The sequence below is a fragment of the Pseudarthrobacter phenanthrenivorans genome (assembly GCF_000813845.1).
Taxonomy (GTDB): Bacteria; Actinomycetota; Actinomycetes; order Actinomycetales; family Micrococcaceae; genus Arthrobacter; species Arthrobacter phenanthrenivorans_B.
Genome location: NZ_JWTB01000007.1, coordinates 200,470 through 216,309, shown reverse-complemented (window position 1 = coordinate 216,309; position 15,840 = coordinate 200,470). Strand labels below are relative to the sequence as shown.

Sequence of the window (15,840 nt, the reverse complement as noted above, 5' to 3'; positions counted from 1 at the left end):
TGACGGCGGTTCTGCTGTTGTCTAAGGGAAAAAATTACCTGACGGCGATCGGGTTGACCGGTGATCCCACGGCCCCGGTGATGGGGAGGGGCGCGGCCGTGAGCAGGAAGTCGTAGCTGCCGTCCGCGGCGCATGCCTCCGCCAGTCCGTCCGGGTCCCACATCTCGCCCAGGAACAGGCCAAGGTTGGGGATGGCGATCTGGTGGAGGGGCTGGAAGGCGCCGTCGAACTCATTCGGCCGGACTTCGAAGCCCCAGGTGTCCGTGGCGATGCCGGCGATTTCGCTGCGGTGCAGCCACGGCGCCGCGCTGAACGACAGCCCCGGGGCCGCTCCGCCTGCGTAGTCGCCCCAGCCGTCGCGGCGGACCCGGCTGTACTGGCCGGTGCGGATCACCACGATGTCCCCGCGCCGCACTTCGGAACTGGGGCCCTGGAGTGCGATGGTCCGTTGCAGGTGTTCGGGGGTGATGGCGAATCCGTCCGGCAGTTCGCCGTCGTCCCGTCCCAGCTCCGGTCCGAGCGCACGTCCGACGTCGAGCAGGACGCCCCGGGTAACGATCTTGGCCGCAGCCGTTTCGATGCCGGTGACCAGATCACCCTCGGAGCTGACCACATCCCCGGCGGCGCGGCCGTTCCAGGCCTTGCCCTGGTCGAAGATGTGTCCCAGCCCGTCCCACTGCGTGGAGCACTGCAGGGGCATGGCGATTACGTCGTCCGCCCCACCGAAGCCATGCGGGAAGCCCTGGTTGCCGCGTTCGGCGTCCACGCCGGTGTCCGTCATGGTGTGGACCGGGTTGGTGCGCCGGCGCCACCCCTTTTGCGGACCGTTGGTGTCGAAGGGCTGGGACAGCGAGAACGCCTCGCCGGTTCTGACCAGCGCCGCCGCTTCGACGCGTTTCGCGTTGTCGATGAAGTTCAGCGTGCCCAGGACATCGTCCTGGCCCCAGCGTCCCCAGTTGTTGTGGGCCTGCGCCATGGCCCGGATGCTGCCGAGCGGGTCGTCGCGCCGGATCACCGGGGAATCAGTTGAGTCCCCGGTTCCGGTGATGCGGGTTGTGTCCTGTGTGGTCACGGTTTGCTGCTTTCGGTTGCCACTTCGTCCTTGCAGTGGATCAGCTGGGTGCCCAGGCCGGTAATGGTGCCTTCCATGACGTCGCCGTCCTGGAGGAGCCGTCCCCAGTGCTGGCCATTGCCGGCCGGGCTGCCGGTGAGCACCAGGTCGCCCGGGCGCAGCGGCATGATCTGCGAGGCTTCGCTGACCAGCTTGGCCACGCCGAAGATCATGTCCTGCGTGGACTCGTCCTGCATGGCCTTGCCGTTGAGCTTCAGGGTCACCTGCACGTCCTGCGGGTCGCCGAAAAACTTGGCGGGAACCAGGAGCGGGCCGGTGGGCAGGAAGCCGGGGGCGTTCTTGGCCCGGTACCAGTCGGAACCGATAGCGGGCATGTCCTTGCGGAACACGTATTCGCGGGTGGTGATGTCGTTGACCATCGTGTAGCCGAAGACGTGGTCCAGTGCCTCCTCGGGGGTGACCCGGAACGCGGTCTTGCCGATCACTGCCGCCAGTTCCAGTTCCCAGTCGTGGGATTTCGAGTAGGCCGGCAGGGTGAGGTCGTCCGTGGCGGACGCGATCGCCGTCGGGAGCCCGATGAAGAAGTACGGCGTGCCCTGGCCTGCGCGCTTGTCCATCATCGCGGCGGTTTTGGCGCGAACTTCCTCCTCGTCCTCGCCGGGTTCGCGGTGGGCGGCGGCAAGGTCGATGACGTGCTTGCGGTAGTTGGCCCCGGTCTGCAGGACCTGGGCAGGTTCCACGGGGGCGAGGATTTCGACGGCGGCCCGCGGCAGGCCGGTGTCCGCGCCTGCGGAGGCGGCGAGTGCGTCGAGCTCGCTTTCGGTGGTGTCCCAGTGCTCGATCAGGGAGTTAATGTCCCCGTCCAGCGGCAGGATCCGCTCGTTGACCAGCAGGCCTGCGCGGGCCTTGCTGTCGCCGGGCTCCTGGAACCGGACCAGTGCGTAGGTGGTTTCGGCCATGGTGTCTTAGCCCCGGCCCTGCTTGGCGTACGGGTTCAGGAGCGCTTCCTTCATTTCCGGGGACGCGCCTTCCTCTGTGGCGGTGAAGCCCTCGGCGGGCGGGAACGACTCGGTCATGGAGTGCGGCATGGCACCGTTCTTATAGAAGTTGTTGGAACCGAGCGAGGGCTTCCAGGTGTTGGCTTCCCAGTCCGGGACGTAGTTGCGGTAGCCGCCGGAGTTCAGCTCCACGCGCAGGCCGGACGGCTCGCGGAAGTACAGGAAGTTCTGTTCGCCCACGCCGTGGATGGACGGGCCGTATTCCATGGGGGTGCCGTTTTCCATCATCACGTCCGCCGTGCGGAGCAGGTCCTCGGTGGTGTCCACCCAGAAGGCGATGTGGTTGACGCGGCCGGGGCGGTTGGAGGTGTCCAGCACGACGCCGAGGTCGTGGGACTTTTCGTTGGTGGTCAGGACGGAGAAGACGGTGATGGGGGCTTCGTCCAGGTCCACGAAGGCCATGACGCGGAAGCCCAGGGCTTCGTTGTACCACTTGGCAAAGCCGCGGACATCCTGCGTTGCCACCGTGACGTGGTCCAGGAAACGGGGTGCTGCCGCGTGGCTGCTGCGCCGCTCGGGCCGGTCCGGGTAGGTGGATTCGAAGCCGGGTTCGGCCACGAACTTGTCCACGTCGTAGAAGAGGCGCATGTGGTGGCCGTAGGGGCCGGTGAACTCATAGGCCTTGCCGTAGCCGTGCCCGCCGGCGGTCCAGGTGCCCTGCACGCCGGTCGCTTCGATGCGCTGTGCGGCGGCTTCCAGGGCTGCCTGCGAGTTGGTGCGCCAGGCCATCCGGCCCAGGGACGCTTCCGGTCCTTCGGTGACCACCAGGCTGTAGCGGTAGTAGTCGCCCCAGCAGCGGAGGTAGACGTTGCCGTCCACGCGGTCGATGATGCGCATGCCGAACTTTTCCTCGTAGAACCTGGCCGAGGCTTCGACGTCCGGGCTGGTGATCTCGAGGTGGGCAAGATGGGAGAGGGGAGTTTCCACGGTGAAGTCCTTTTGGTTACTGGCTGCGGTCTGATTGGTGCAGGTCCTGTAACCACTGTGAGGCACTTCATATATTCGGGGAAGACGACTTTTTCGATATCAGATATCCATGAAGCTGATACCCCGCGAGCGGTTTGCCGCTTGTCGGAGAGGAGTCCGCATCCGCTACAACTGCGGCACGCAGGGGGCGCTTCCCAGCAGGGCAAGCCCGGCCCGGTCACCTGCCGCATAGTCCGTGACGCCCCTGTTTTCGGCAAACATGAGTTGGGTCGGATCATTGACATGGCCGAGGCCCAGCACGTGTCCAAGTTCGTGCATGATGATTGCCCGCACTTCAGCCGCACCGTCCGGGCGGCTGGCGGAGATAGCGGCAAGATCAGGGGCGTCGAGACTGACCTGGCCCGCGGCGAGGACCAGTGGCACCAGCGGTTGCCCGGGAGCCTGCGCGTAACCGCTTCCGCCGAGTCCGGCCACGTCTCCGGCAAGGCCGGGAGTTTCCGCGGGAGTGGACCAGGCGATCAAAACGGGCGCCCAGCGTTTCCCGTAGCGGTCAGGCTGGAATGCCTGCCGGTCATCGCTGGGTGCCTCCGCCGTGGGTCCGTCGTACACAAACTTCAGACCCGATGCCTGCGACGCTGCTGCCACGGCTTCCCGGATCAGGAGGTCTCCACCTGCCGGCGCGTTGTCCGGCCGGACAACGTAATGAACGGGGCGGCACGGATCGTAAGCAACCAGGTGCTGGTCTGCCCGGGGCGACTCCTGCAGTAGGAAGGCGGTGGAACCTGTGCTTACTGGAGGGGTGCCCAAGGGTGAGGGAGCGGCCTCATATCCCGGTGGCGGCACCTTCGCTCCGGGAAGGTAGGGCGCCGCGAGGGGAAGGACCACCCGGTCGAAAAGTGCGGGGGTGAAGTACAGGCAGGCAACGACGGCGATCCCGAGGGTGGTCCTGAACCGCACCGACCGCCGGGCTGGACGTGGGCGCCTTCTGTGCCACCCCCGGGCCTTCTTCCGCTGTACAGGTGCGGGGGCAGTACTGCGCCACGGTTCAGGCACCCCGGGCTTGCCAAAGGCCTCGTCGATGGCCCATTGCGGGATCCGTCCACTGGCCGAACGCCGGACCATTGGCGGTGAGGAGACGCCGGACATATCCGGCCGCGACGTGCTGCTCTTTCCTAAACCGGTCACCGGCATCCCCCTTAAGCGTTGCCGCTACGCTGACGGGGCAACCCCATCAGCGTAGCGGCGCGGTGCGCAGCCTTGGCACCGTAAATGCACAGTATTTCCGCAGGAAGTTGCGGTGCCCGGCAGCCGCTGAAAGCTACTCCTTGCCCAGCCCGGCTGCGGAAGTCTTCCCGCCCGAGACGCTGTTGAGCGCGCGCAGGTCGAAGATGCCGTTGATGTCCGCCTGCTTGGTGGTGCCGGCGGTCACGCCGTCGGCCAGGAGTTTCTTGTAGGTTCCCGCGAGCGGGTCCACGGTGAAGACGATGTTCTTCAGGGACCGGTCGATTACGTCCGCCTTGAGCTCCGCGCCGGCCGCGTCCTTCAATGCCGCATTGATGACCGTGGCCTTCTCCGCGGCGGAGGCCTGGTTCAGCCAGTCGACCGACTTCACGTGGCCCTTCAGCAGTGCCTTGACGGTGTCCGGGTGGTCGGCGGCGAACTTCTGGTTCACGATCAGGATGGTGGTGGGGAACTCACCCGGCTTGCCGGAGAGCGAGCCGTCCCACAGGTCCTTCTCGTCCACCAGCACCTTGGCCCCGGCATTCAGGACCAGGCGGGACGCCCACGGCTCAGGCAGCCACGCGCCGTCGAGCTTTCCGTCCTGGAACAGCTTCAGGGTCTGGGCGTTTTCCGTCGGGTTGATGGCGACGTCGCCGCTGCCGTCCACGTTGGTTTTGTAACCCTGGGAGGAAAGCCAGGCGCGCAGCGCCACGTCCTGCGTACCGCCGAGCTGGGGCGAGGCGAGCGTCTTGCCCTTGAGGTCAGCCGCCGAGTTGATCTCCGGCTTGACCACCAGCTGCGCCCCGCCGGCCGCAGCGCCGGCGATGATGTTGATCGACTCGCCGCCGCTCTTGACGAACGAGTTGATGGCCGGGTTCGGGCCGATGTAGGTGGCGTCGATAGCCCCCGCGTTCAGCGCCTCGATGGCCGCGGGGCCGGCGTTGAACACCTGGGTGCTGAGCTTCGTGCTCCCCAGTTCATCGGCGATGAAGCCTTTGCTGACCCCCACCAGGGCCGGGGCGTGCGTGACATTGCCGAAGTAGCCGAGTTTCAGCTCGGCGGCAGGATTGCCTGCCGGAGCCGCCTCGGCTGCCGGTGCCGCGCTGCCGTTGTTGACGGCGGAGGCGACGGCGGCACCCCCGCCGACGAGGGCCAGGACGGCTGCCGCGATGCCGATCTTCAGGCCGAGGGGGCGCTTGGGTTTCGCTGACTGTCCGGCGACGATGCGGGTTGAGGACTGGACGTGCGGGTTCTTGTCCTGCTGGTTTGCCATGGGGAAATCCTTTGCTGGGGCGGATGCTGAGACGAGATTACGGAGCGCCCGCCACCCCCACAATCAATCCCGTAGCGGGCGTTCACGCGGCGACGCGAACGCTCAACGCGGCGTAGCGCGGCGTCAAAAATCGTCGCGCGGCGTCTCCAACCGGTGGCTGGGGCGCCCGGCAGCGGCCAAGCCTGTGGCCAGCAGGTGTGGGCCCTGATTCGCCCCCTTGCCCGGTGGGTACCTACACCGCATGGGGATTCTGTAAAACTAGGAAAGGACACACTCATGTTGCTCTGGATTGCCATCATCATCGCCGTTCTGTGGCTTCTTGGATTGCTCGCGAATATTGGCGGCGGCCTGATCCACATTCTCCTGGTCGTCGCAGTCGTGGTCCTGATCATCCACTTCGTCCGCGGCAGGTCCCGCGTCTAGCAAGCTGCCGCTCCCGCCGCCGGCCGGCAGCCCGGCGGCGGGGCCCGGCGGTTCACGCAGCCTTTACCAACGGCAGTTCGTCCCAATGCGTGGTGTAGCGTGGCGAGCGCATGCCGCGTTTCATGGTCCAGTCCAGTCCCGACCTGATGCCGGCGTGCCCCAACCCAATGGAGCTCCGGCCAAACTTCTTGCCCACGTCCTCAAGGAGGGGCCCTATTCCGCGGTCCTCGTGGGGGTTCACGAACGGCTCCAGCGGCGGCTGGTTCCCTGTGGGACGGAGGTCTGTGAGCATGAGGCCGGCCTTGGCGTATTTGAGTCCGTCCCGGATATGGGGCAGGAGCGCGTGGGCGGCCCTGGTGAGCAGGACCGGATCCGCCGTGGGCATCGGAAGCGCGACGCACACGGATGGATACGCCTGTTCGTGGTTCCTGAAGGGGGACGTGGCAGCGAATGCCGTCAGGACCTTCGCCTGCAACCCGTGCTTGGATAGCCGGGCGCTCGCCTGCTGCCCGTAGATGCTGAGCACCTCGCGCAGGCCTGCCGCTGTTGTGACGGGGGTGGCGAAGGAGCGGGAAAAGATCAGCTGGTCGCGGCCGATGCGCTCCTCCTCCATGGGGATGCAGGGGGTTCCCCGCAACTCCAGGACCGTCCGCATCACCACCACAGAGAACCTGTCCCTGATCATGACGGGGTCCGCGCGGACCAGGTCCAGGACGGTGAAGATTCCCAGGACATTGAGCCGCCGGGTGAGCCGCCCGGCGATGCCCCAGATCTCGTCCACGGGCAAGCGGGCCAGCAATGCCTCCCGCACCTCCTGCGGGACGGCGTCCCACAGGCAGACTCCGCCGAAAGCTGCATTGTTCTTGGCCCACTTGTTGCAGAGCTTGGCCAGGGTCTTAGTGGGGGCAATGCCAACGCACACCGGCACTCCCACATGCCGCCGCACGGCGTCCTTCATCCGGCGGCCCAAAGCCAGCAGCTCTTCCGGCCCGCCTTTCACGCCCAGGAACGCCTCGTCGATGCTGTAGACCTCAAGCCATGCAGAGTACCTGCCCAGCAGTTCCATCACCCGGGCGCTGATGTCCCCGTAGAGCTCATAGTTGCTGGACTTCGCCACCAGGCCCCATTCCTTGGCCCGCGGCGCAAGCTTGAACCAGGGCTCGCCGGTGGAGATGCCCAGGGCCTTCGCCTCAGGGGAGCGGGTCACCGCGCAGCCGTCATTGTTGGACAGCACCACCAGCGGCCGTCCCTCCAGTGAGGGATCGAAAGCCCGCTCGGCCGAGGCGTAGAAGCAGTTGACGTCCACGTGGGCAATCTGCGGCATCCGCCGCATCAGGGCGGGCTTAGCCATGCTGCTCCTTACACATGGTGGAGGCACCTGGTGGCTACGCCCCAGATGGTCAACTCGGACAGGGCAGGAACGTGGATGTCCGGATACTTCGGGTTCTCTGCCTGCAGTACCACGCCTGTGCGGGTGATGCGGAGCCGCTTCACGGTCAGTTCTCCATCCAGCACAGCGATCACTACGGATCCGTCGCGGGGCTCCAGTGCCCGGTTCACGATCAGTTCATCGCCGTCGCTGATGCCGGCGCCCTCCATGGAATCACCGGTTACCCGGACCACAAAGGTGCTGGTGATGTCCTTGATCAGGTGTGCATTGAGGTCAATGCGGCCATCGAAGTAGTCCTGTGCCGGCGACGGGAAGCCCGCTGCCACCGCCACGGGGGAGATCAGCACCGAGAACAGGGAGGCGCCCGCATCTATCACGCGGGGACCGACAATAACGCCCACAACACACCTTTATTCGAAAATATGTTCGATAGTTTCAGTGTAGCGCCGGTGGCTGACAACGGGCACTCCCCCTGCCAGGCGGCGGAGGGTCCGGCTTTGGAGAGTCCGTGGCTAACGAAGGGATGCAGCCGTCGTCCACTGTTCTTGAGCCATTCTTTACCGGATCAGGCCGCGTCCTTGTGCTTCATCCCTCATCCTGAGCCTGGGTGGTTGCCGCCCTGCCAGCAGGTGGGCGGCCAGCTGCCCGGCCGGATCGAGGAAAGGACCTGTCGTGAAATTTGAAGTCGCGGACCGGGGTCAAGGGCCGTCCTGGTGGCTCTCTGAAAACGGTGAACTGCTGGCGTGGCCGGGCCGCTATTTCGCGTCCATGGCCTTCGCCGAACGTGAGGCAGCCGCCTTCAAGGCAGCTGCCGCCAATGCCACCTTCGAAATCTTCCGGAGTTCGGAGGGGTGGCGGTGGAGGGCTGTGCAGCCGGTGGACTACTGCATGGCCTATTCGCCGGGCGCCTTCACCAGGCCGGCCCAGGCCCGCAAGGCCGGAAGGGAGATCAGGCACAAGGTCCAGCACGCCGTCGGCCCCTGACTGCAGGCTGTGACGCGCCCGGTCCCAGAGTCACTCCCGGGCCATGCTCCACCCTGCGCACCCCGGCGGCCGGACGCCCACGTAGACTGGCAGGATGCGGCTGGTTGCAAGCGATATCGACGGAACAATCCTTGGGCACGATGGAAAAATCAGCCCCCGCACCATCCGCGCCTTCCACGCCTGCCGGGAGGCCGGCGTCGAACTTGTCTTCGTCACCGGCCGGCCGCCGCGGTGGCTGCACCCGCTCGAGGAGCAGCTTGGCCACACCGGGCGGGTGATCTGCTCCAATGGTGCCGTCGTCTGGGACCTTGAGGCGGACCGCCTGGTCTCCGCCCGCGCCCTCGCCATCGGGACAGTCCTGGAACTCCGCCGCATCATCAAGGAACTCCGGCCCGCCGCGCTGTTCGCCGCCGAAACCCTCAGCGGATTCCACCTCGAGCCCGGCTTCATCGAAAACGGGTCCAGTGAACTGCTTGCCGAATTCACTCCCGCGCCGTTGAAGGACACGCTCACCGATGACGACGCGGTGGTCAAGTTCCTCGCCATCGTCCGCGAAGGCACGCCCGATGACTTCCTGGCGGAGGTGGCGCCCGCCGTCGCACACCTGGCCGCCGCCACGCACTCCTCGCCGGGCGTCGCCATGCTCGAACTGTCCCTGCCCGGCGTCAACAAGGCAGTCACCCTGGCGGAATATGCCGCGGCCCTGGGAATCGACGCCGCCGACGTCGTCGCCTTTGGCGACATGCCCAATGACATTGAGATGCTCCGCTGGGCCGGCCACGGTTATGCCATGGCCAGCGGCCATCCGGAAGCCATCCGGGCAGCAGGGCAGCAGGCGCCGCATTTTGACGACGACGGCGTAGCCCAGGTTTTGGAGGCCAGGCTGGCTTCCCTGGGCGTCCAGTTTTCCTGATCCCCAAACTCCCAGCTGCCGCTCACCTGGCGTTTACCTTTCCGCCGTAGCCTCAAACGTGGAAAGCAGGCACCTCGTACGCCGGCTCTTAGGGGGCAATCATGGCAAAGAACGTCAAGCAGCACCTTGCCGATGCACCGCTGCGCACAGCGATGCCCGCTCCGCACTGGAAGCAGCTGCGGCAGGGTGACCGCGTCCGAATCCTGTTCTCGCCGGGCTTCGAGGCAGGCGGCGTGGTGGACACGATCACCCCTGACCATACGGCGGTGTGGGTCCACCTCGACGGTGGCCGTGGCCGGACCCTGCTGCACTGCGGCGACGGCGTGGACATCGTTGCGTGTGGGGAGACCGACTGCCGGGAATGACCGCACCGGCCTGATCCAGGTGCTGCTGGCGGTACGCTCGCAATGTGACCCTGCCCTTTTTCGACCATCAAGACCAGTCCGGGCGGCAGCTTCCCATCGCCATGGCGCACCGTGGGTTCTCGACGGAGGGGCTGGAGAACTCCATGGCCGCGTTCCGTTCCGGCGTCAGCCTGGGATTCCGGTACCTCGAAACCGATGTGCACACTACTGCCGACGGCGTTCTGCTGCTCTTTCACGACGAAACCCTTGACCGCGTGACGGACGGCAAGGGGCGGGTAGCGGACCTGCCGGCCGCGGACGTGGCCAAAGCGCGGATCAACGGCCGCGAGCCCATCCCCACCTTCGACGAACTGGTCACCACACTTCCTGACGCCCGGCTGAACCTCGACGTCAAGGACTGGGGCTCAGTCCGCAGCACTGCCGCCGCCATCGAGCGGCACCAGGTGCACCACCGGGTACTGGTCACCAGTTTTTCCGACCGGCGGCGGCGGGCGGTGCTGAAGCTGCTCAGCCGGCCGGTGGCCTCCTCGGCGGGCGTGGGCTCAACGGCGCTTTTCACCCTGCTGGGCCCTGTGCTCCCGCGTCCGGTGTTCCGGTTTTTGATGCGTCCGGTCCTTCGGGACATCCACGCCCTGCAGGTTCCCGTGCGTTACGGGCGGCTCCGTGTTGTCACGTCCGGCTTCCTCCGGCGCGCCCATGCCCTTGGCCTGGTGGTGCACGTGTGGACCATCAATGACAGCGACGAAATGCACCGGCTCCTCGAACTGGGCGTGGATGGCATCGTCACTGACCGGGCGGACCTGCTGCGCGGCGTGCTGCTGGCCCGCGGCCAGTGGCCGCACCGGCCGGAGGGCTAACCCCGGCCCGTGCTGGTGGACGGATCCTCGTCGCCTTCGGTCGGGTCTGCCCGCAGTTCATCGGGGTTGCTGTCCGGAAGTCCTGCCGGCCCCGCTGTTGTTCCCCCGCCACCGGTGGGTGCCGTGGCATCCCCGGCCAGGCCGTCGTCGTCCGTGCTGCCGGTGCCGTCCCTGTCATTGTCCGTCTCATCGACGTCCCCGCCGAGGGGACTGTCGGACACCGGGGCCGGCGCAGCTCCGGTCTTCAAACCGGGCGCCTTCTGCTTCTCCGCCGACATGGCGTTGGAACCTTCGCTGAGCGACGAGTGGACCTCCACGTCGTCATTGGGGTCGGTGGGATCGGGCACATCCAGCTTTTCCGTTGGCTTCGATGTCCCGGCCAGGTCCTCCATGGCGTTTTCCGCTGCCTTGCCAATGCTGTCGCCGATTCCCATGTGACTGCTCCTTCCGGCTCGCGTGCCGGTGCCCCAGCGGCATACCGGCCCTACTCCTCCAGAATTATCAGCATGCTTACAATTAGTCCAGTGCTGGGGAGTCAGACCGCAGCCGGAGAGGAAGGAAGAGCAGCGTGAGTACTTACCATCCGGAAAATGATCCCGCGAACCCCGACCGGCCGGGACAGGAAGAAGTGGGCGCCGCCCAGCCGCACCTGGATAAGCAGCGCAGCAGGGAATCCGGCCGTTCGGCGAATCCGGACCCCGCCGAGGGCAATGTCACCGGACTGGAGCCCGGCGGGGGAGTGCCCCCGGGAGAGACTCCGCCGGCAGAAGACCAGATGAGCCGGGACCAGGGGCACTCGGAATAGCTGCCAGACGGCCCGGGTCAGGGCGACTTGGTACCGCGGGAGGCCGTGGGCGAGTCACCCTGGCCGGCCAGCTGGCGCTCCAGGCCGTCAACGTCCAGGCGCGTGTTCCAGTTGGTCCAGTCCTCGGGGCGCACGGACGGCCGGCCCAGCAGGTAGCCCTGCCCGGCGCTGATGCCCAGCTCGGTGAGGACCTTGAGCTCGCCCACCGTCTCGATGCCCTCGGCCACCAGGGTGATGCCGACCTGGTCGGTAAAGTCCACCAGGCAGGCCGCCAGCGCCCGCTGGAGGCCGTCCTTGTCCACGTCGCCGATCACGTTCCGGCCCACTTTGAGGAAATCAGGCTGGAGATGGATCATCCGGCTCAGGGCGCCGGCACCGGTGTGGGTGTCGTCGACGGCGATCCGCAGCCCTTTTTCACGGAGTGGATTCAGGGCGGAAATAAACTGCAGGTATTCCTCGTCCGGAATATCCTCCGTCAATTCGAGCACCACCCGGTCGATGGGCAGTTCAATGTGCTCGAACAGTTCCGGCAACCGAGGATCCAGGCAGGACGTCGGCGAAATATTAAGGGAAACGTAAAGGTCTTCCGGCAGGTTTTGGGCGGCCGTAGCCGCGGAGCCCAGCGCAGCAAATTCGAGGTTTGCGCCCAGGCCCACGGCGGCGGCCTCGGCGAACCACAGTTCGGCGGCGGCGCCGTCGTCGCTGACGAAACGGGAAAGGGCTTCCGCCCCGACCACGGTTTTCCCCTCCAGCCCGTAGATGGGCTGGAACGCGGTCATGACCATCTGGTTCTGCAGCAGGGCGCCAATGCGGGAGATGCTGCGGATTGCGTCCAGCTGCTCCGCGAACTGCGGCGGCAGCGCAGGCGCGCCAAGGCGCATGTCCCGGGTGGCCTCCAGCGTTTCCACCACGGTGGCGTCACTGCGCCGGGTCTCGAGAAGGTATTCCAGCAGGGCCCGTTCGGGCACGCCGGGATTCTCATCGAGGCTGTTGCTCAGCCGCTGCCGGACGGCGGCTCCCGAAGGATCCGTATCCGCCAGCACGGCGGCGATAATTCCCCATGCCTGTACCCGAACCGACATTAGCAACGCCCCCAGTTGACGAAGTAATGACCCGATGGCCCAATAATGTTCAAATGTCCAAACGCCTTATAAAAGTACGGTGCTGCCAGACCTGAATTCCGCGGCGGCGAAAAACCAGACACCGCACGCTGATCGTATAACGGCGGCCGGAAAAGCGCAGTAGTTTTGACGTTACTGGTTAGCGCTTTCCTGCTGGTCAGCCAGCAGTTGCGGGATCTGCTCCGGCGGCACCGGGCGGCTGAAGTAGTAGCCCTGCGCGCTGCGGCAGCCCAGGTCGCGCAGGATGGCGGCCTGTTCCGCCGTTTCCACGCCCTCCCAGACGGCATCGAGCCCGCAGGCCCGGACCAGCTGCAGGACCGCAGCCACCAGGGCAGGCTGGCTGGGATCCGTCTCCAGCCCCGTGATCAGCGACCTGTCCACTTTGACCCGGTCCACGGGCAGCCGCCGGAGGTAGCTGATGGACGAGTAGCCGGTGCCGAAGTCATCAATTTCGATTCCCACGCCCAGGCCCCGGAGCCCGCCAAGCGAATAGCGGTCCAGCTCGTTGCCTTTGACGATCGCCACTTCGGTCAGTTCCAGCACCACCTGCTCCGGCTTCACGCCGGTCTCCTGGAGCGTGTTCCGCACATCCTCGATGAACTGCAGGCTCTGCAGGTCCGTGGCCGAAATGTTGACGCGCACCGAGAATGTGCCATCCACCAGGGAGGCGTCGATCCACGTCCGCAGCTGCCGTACCGCCGTCTGAAGGACCCACAGCCCCAGCTGCGAGATCAGCCCGGCCTCTTCGGCGAGGGGAATGAATTCGTCCGGCATGATGAAACCCCGCGTGGGGTGGTTCCAGCGGACCAGCGCCTCCACGCCTTCGATCCTGCCGGTGCCAAGTTCCACCACCGGCTGGTAGTGCAGTGTCAGTGCGTCGTTCCTGATGGCGGCGCGCAGGTCGTCCACCAGCTGGCTGCGGAGCCGCCGCATCAGGAGCAGGGCAGGCTCGAACCGGTGCAGTTTGTTCTGCCCCTCAGCTTTGGAGGCGTACATGGCAACGTCGGCCTCCATCAGCATGTCCTCCGGAGTCTGGCCATCACCGCCCACGCTGAGCCCGATGCTGGCACCGCAGCGCACGCTGCGGCCGGGCAGTTCAACAGGGTCCTGGAGCGAGGCCAGGATCCGGTGCGCCACGACCGCCGCCTGGTCCGCCGACGCCGACGGCATGACGATGGCGAATTCGTCACCGCCCAGGCGGGCTACGACGTCGGACGTCCGGACGGCGGTCCGCAGCCTTTCGCCGACGGTCACCAGCACCTGGTCACCGGCGGTGTGCCCCAGGCTGTCGTTGATGGCTTTGAAGGCGTCCAGGTCCAGGAGCAGGATGGCCGGGCCTTCCTGCGCCGGCTCGCCGTCGGCTCCCGGCCGCGCCTCGAGGGCGGTGCGGAGCGCGTCGAGCAGCGCCGAGCGGTTGGCCAGGCCGGTCAACGGGTCCTGCATGGCCATCTTCTGCATTTCAAGGTGTGCCTCGTGCAGGAGCTGGGTGCGGACCTGGACGCGCTGCTCAAGTTCCGCGTAAATGATCTGCAGGTCCTCGGCCAGGAGGTTGGTGCCCATGATGATCGCGTCGAGCTCGTCCCGCGCGGGCGAGACCTCGATCCGCGAGGTGAGGTCGCCGGAAGCAAGCCGGACAATGCCTTCCAGCAGCTGGGAGAGCCGGGGGTCGTCGTCGGCAAACATGGCCTGTCCTCCTTCGGCGCCTAGTTGGCCTGGGCGCGGTCAGTGCCGAGGGGAAGGCTGACCGTGACCGTGGTCCCGGCACCCAGCGTTGAAGCGACGTCGATGCGGCCGCCGTGGCGGTCCACAATGTCCTTGGAGATGGCCAGTCCCAGCCCGGTTCCCGGGATGGCCCCGTTCATGGCGTTGGAGGCCCGGTAGAACCTGGTGAAGACGTGGTTGATTTCATCGCTCGAGATGCCGATTCCGGTGTCGGCAATCCGTACCGTGGCCCACTTGGAACCGTCGGCCGTGGCGTGCGATTCGCTGCCGACTTCGATCCGGCCGCCGCTGGGCGTGAACTTGATGGCGTTGGACACCAGGTTGGTGAACACCTGCTGCAGCTGCACCTCGTCGGCGAGTATTTCCGGATCCTCGGGAACGGGATCCACGTCGATGGTGACGTTTTGGAGCGTGGCCAGCGGACGCAGCGCCGCGGCCACCAGGTCCAGCGTGTGCCCCAGGCGGACGGGTGCCAGCTGCATGGCGGTGTTGTCCAGGCCGCCGCGCGAGACGCTCAGCATGTCCTCGATGAGCGTCCGGAGCCGTTCGGTGTTGCGGACCACGATGTCCAGCATCTGATGGACCTCGTTGGACACCGGGTGCTCGGTACTTTCCTGGATCATGTCCAGGTAGGCCATGATCGAGGTCAAGGGAGTGCGCAGCTCGTGGTTCACCGTGGCCAGGAAATCGGTCTTGGCCTTGTCGAGTTCCCGCAGCTGCTTGACCACCTGCTGCTGGCTGTTGATCAGGTGGCTTTGGATCAGCCCGTAGGCGGCGTTCCCCGCCACGTGCCGGATCAGTCCCAGTTCCGCATTGGACCAGGCGCGCGGCCTGTCCATAGTGGCGATCAGGATGATGCCCAGCGAGGAATTTCCTTCGCCGATGGGCACGGCCAGAGTCGAGGCGGCTCCGGCGACGGCGGGCGCCGGCTTGTCGTCGTCCCGTGCGTCGGTGTCGCCGCCGTCAGCGGAGAGCGTTTCCGTTCCGGCCCAGAGTGCGTCGGCCGTGGCACGTGCCTCGTCCTCGCAGGGCAGGGCGCCGGGGGGCAGCTCCGAAAGGCCCGGCCGGTGCCAAGTGGCCGTGATGGCGGGAACGCGGTGGTCCTCGAAAGTGCAGAGGACCACGTGGTCGGCCTTGAAGGTACGGCCGAAGCCCGACACCACGTGGTTGGCGATTTCCTGGGGATCGTTGGTGGCGCGCACCGCAGCGGAAACTTCGCGCAGCTGTTCACGGAGCCCCTCGGCCTCCTGCCTGGAGGCCCGGCGCCGGGATACCTGTTCAATGAGGACTGATGCACGGTGGACCAGTTCCTTGGGCGCCGGCGGCTTGGTGATGCAGTCGTGGACGCCCGGCGGCTTTGCCGCTGCTATTTCGGCGGGGCTGTCCAGGTCCACCATGACCAGGACGGGGGCCTGGGACTGCACGGAGGAGAGGAAAGCGTCCGCCACAATGACGGATGGTTCGCCGGCCCGCAGCGCGGTGGCCAGGGTGCCGGCGTCGGCCGCTTCCAGGACGGTGTATCCGGCATCGCGCAGTGCCTGTGCGTTGCGTGCCAGCCGCCCGGTGTCGGGATCGGCGACGACGGCGGTCCGGGGCAGGCGCGCGTCACTCGGCACAGCCGTCACAGTGCTCCCTTCCCTCCCAGTTGAGTACATTCTAGGGGGATGCGGGCTGCGGAGGTCCACAGCGGACGGACGCCGGACCCGGCT

Annotated in this window: 17 protein-coding genes; 6 read left to right on the top strand and 11 right to left on the bottom strand. The window is 66.5% G+C overall.

Features of this window, described 5'->3' with window-relative positions:
* Nucleotides 1–34 precede the first annotated feature (34 nt).
* The 5 genes from RM50_RS04090 to RM50_RS04070 all read right to left on the bottom strand — a co-directional run bounded on the left by RM50_RS04090 (nt 35) and on the right by RM50_RS04070 (nt 5,551).
* The gene (locus tag RM50_RS04090; protein ID WP_043450255.1) at nt 35–1,072 is read right to left on the bottom strand and encodes a cyclase family protein; all 1,038 of its coding nucleotides are present in this window, start codon (nt 1,070–1,072) and stop codon (nt 35–37) included.
* Nucleotides 1,069–2,031: a fumarylacetoacetate hydrolase family protein gene (locus tag RM50_RS04085; RefSeq protein WP_043450251.1), complete on the bottom strand. Its 963-nt coding sequence runs from the start codon at nt 2,029–2,031 to the stop codon at nt 1,069–1,071. Before RM50_RS04085 ends, RM50_RS04090 begins: the two co-directional genes overlap by 4 nt.
* Nucleotides 2,032–2,037: 6 nt before the next feature.
* Nucleotides 2,038–3,057 carry a VOC family protein gene (locus tag RM50_RS04080; RefSeq protein WP_043450249.1) on the bottom strand — a complete coding sequence of 340 codons (1,020 nt, stop codon included), beginning with the start codon at nt 3,055–3,057 and terminating at the stop codon, nt 2,038–2,040.
* Between the two features lie 165 nt (nt 3,058–3,222).
* Nucleotides 3,223–4,014 carry a matrixin family metalloprotease gene (locus RM50_RS04075; protein ID WP_240471856.1) on the bottom strand — a complete coding sequence of 264 codons (792 nt, stop codon included), beginning with the start codon at nt 4,012–4,014 and terminating at the stop codon, nt 3,223–3,225.
* Between the two features lie 361 nt (nt 4,015–4,375).
* Nucleotides 4,376–5,551, bottom strand: a complete 1,176-nt coding sequence (locus RM50_RS04070; protein WP_043450244.1) for an ABC transporter substrate-binding protein — start codon at nt 5,549–5,551, stop codon at nt 4,376–4,378.
* Between the two features lie 276 nt (nt 5,552–5,827).
* On the opposite strand from RM50_RS04070, the gene RM50_RS20585 reads away from it, so the two are divergent.
* Nucleotides 5,828–5,974, top strand: a complete 147-nt coding sequence (locus RM50_RS20585) for a lmo0937 family membrane protein (RefSeq protein ID WP_110542275.1) — start codon at nt 5,828–5,830, stop codon at nt 5,972–5,974.
* A 52-nt stretch (nt 5,975–6,026) separates the two neighbouring features.
* Here RM50_RS20585 and RM50_RS04065 read toward each other — a convergent pair whose 3' ends face one another.
* Nucleotides 6,027–7,325: a Y-family DNA polymerase gene (locus RM50_RS04065; protein ID WP_205622219.1), complete on the bottom strand. Its 1,299-nt coding sequence runs from the start codon at nt 7,323–7,325 to the stop codon at nt 6,027–6,029.
* Nucleotides 7,326–7,333: 8 nt separating this feature from the next.
* Entirely contained in the window at nt 7,334–7,765 is a 432-nt protein-coding gene (locus RM50_RS04060; protein ID WP_043450241.1) for a LexA family protein, read from the bottom strand.
* A gap of 271 nt (nt 7,766–8,036) precedes the next feature.
* On the opposite strand from RM50_RS04060, the gene RM50_RS04055 reads away from it, so the two are divergent.
* The 4 genes from RM50_RS04055 (at nt 8,037) to RM50_RS04040 (ending at nt 10,483) form a co-directional block, all read left to right on the top strand.
* Entirely contained in the window at nt 8,037–8,348 is a 312-nt protein-coding gene (locus RM50_RS04055) for a hypothetical protein (protein WP_043450238.1), read from the top strand.
* A 94-nt stretch (nt 8,349–8,442) separates the two neighbouring features.
* Nucleotides 8,443–9,261 (top strand): Cof-type HAD-IIB family hydrolase, encoded by an 819-nt coding sequence (locus tag RM50_RS04050; protein ID WP_043450235.1) that lies wholly within the window; start codon nt 8,443–8,445, stop codon nt 9,259–9,261.
* A gap of 101 nt (nt 9,262–9,362) precedes the next feature.
* A complete protein-coding gene (locus RM50_RS04045; protein WP_043450232.1) occupies nt 9,363–9,626 on the top strand; it encodes a hypothetical protein in 264 nt (87 codons plus the stop codon).
* 44 nt (nt 9,627–9,670) lie between these two features.
* Nucleotides 9,671–10,483 carry a glycerophosphodiester phosphodiesterase gene (locus RM50_RS04040; protein WP_043450229.1) on the top strand — a complete coding sequence of 271 codons (813 nt, stop codon included), beginning with the start codon at nt 9,671–9,673 and terminating at the stop codon, nt 10,481–10,483.
* On the opposite strand, the gene RM50_RS04035 is transcribed toward RM50_RS04040, so the two are convergent.
* Nucleotides 10,480–10,917 (bottom strand): hypothetical protein, encoded by a 438-nt coding sequence (locus RM50_RS04035; protein WP_043450226.1) that lies wholly within the window; start codon nt 10,915–10,917, stop codon nt 10,480–10,482. The genes RM50_RS04040 and RM50_RS04035 overlap by 4 nt on opposite strands.
* A 134-nt stretch (nt 10,918–11,051) precedes the next feature.
* Between RM50_RS04035 and RM50_RS04030 the strand changes: the two genes are divergently transcribed.
* Entirely contained in the window at nt 11,052–11,288 is a 237-nt protein-coding gene (locus tag RM50_RS04030; RefSeq protein ID WP_043450224.1) for a DUF6480 family protein, read from the top strand.
* 17 nt (nt 11,289–11,305) lie between these two features.
* On the opposite strand, the gene RM50_RS04025 is transcribed toward RM50_RS04030, so the two are convergent.
* The 3 genes from RM50_RS04025 to RM50_RS04015 form a co-directional block, all read right to left on the bottom strand.
* Nucleotides 11,306–12,370 carry an EAL domain-containing protein gene (locus RM50_RS04025; RefSeq protein ID WP_240471855.1) on the bottom strand — a complete coding sequence of 355 codons (1,065 nt, stop codon included), beginning with the start codon at nt 12,368–12,370 and terminating at the stop codon, nt 11,306–11,308.
* A gap of 171 nt (nt 12,371–12,541) precedes the next feature.
* Complete coding sequence (locus RM50_RS04020) at nt 12,542–14,092, bottom strand: putative bifunctional diguanylate cyclase/phosphodiesterase (RefSeq protein ID WP_043450222.1); 1,551 nt, start codon at nt 14,090–14,092, stop codon at nt 12,542–12,544.
* Nucleotides 14,093–14,112: 20 nt separating this feature from the next.
* Nucleotides 14,113–15,786 (bottom strand): hybrid sensor histidine kinase/response regulator, encoded by a 1,674-nt coding sequence (locus RM50_RS04015; RefSeq protein ID WP_052259942.1) that lies wholly within the window; start codon nt 15,784–15,786, stop codon nt 14,113–14,115.
* Nucleotides 15,787–15,840: the final 54 nt, after the last annotated feature.

Bases quoted from the DNA above. Each gene is read 5' to 3' on its own strand.
- RM50_RS04015 (WP_052259942.1), bottom strand. From the start codon at position 15,786: ATGTACTCAACTGGGAGGGAAGGGAGCACTGTGACGGCTGTGCCGAGT.
- RM50_RS04070 (WP_043450244.1), bottom strand. From the start codon at position 5,551: ATGGCAAACCAGCAGGACAAGAACCCGCACGTCCAGTCCTCAACCCGC.
- RM50_RS04020 (WP_043450222.1), bottom strand. From the start codon at position 14,092: ATGTTTGCCGACGACGACCCCCGGCTCTCCCAGCTGCTGGAAGGCATT.
- RM50_RS04035 (WP_043450226.1), bottom strand. From the start codon at position 10,917: ATGGGAATCGGCGACAGCATTGGCAAGGCAGCGGAAAACGCCATGGAG.
- RM50_RS20585 (WP_110542275.1), top strand. From the start codon at position 5,828: ATGTTGCTCTGGATTGCCATCATCATCGCCGTTCTGTGGCTTCTTGGA.
- RM50_RS04085 (WP_043450251.1), bottom strand. From the start codon at position 2,031: ATGGCCGAAACCACCTACGCACTGGTCCGGTTCCAGGAGCCCGGCGAC.
- RM50_RS04045 (WP_043450232.1), top strand. From the start codon at position 9,363: ATGGCAAAGAACGTCAAGCAGCACCTTGCCGATGCACCGCTGCGCACA.
- RM50_RS04025 (WP_240471855.1), bottom strand. From the start codon at position 12,370: ATGTCGGTTCGGGTACAGGCATGGGGAATTATCGCCGCCGTGCTGGCG.
- RM50_RS04050 (WP_043450235.1), top strand. From the start codon at position 8,443: ATGCGGCTGGTTGCAAGCGATATCGACGGAACAATCCTTGGGCACGAT.
- RM50_RS04065 (WP_205622219.1), bottom strand. From the start codon at position 7,325: ATGGCTAAGCCCGCCCTGATGCGGCGGATGCCGCAGATTGCCCACGTG.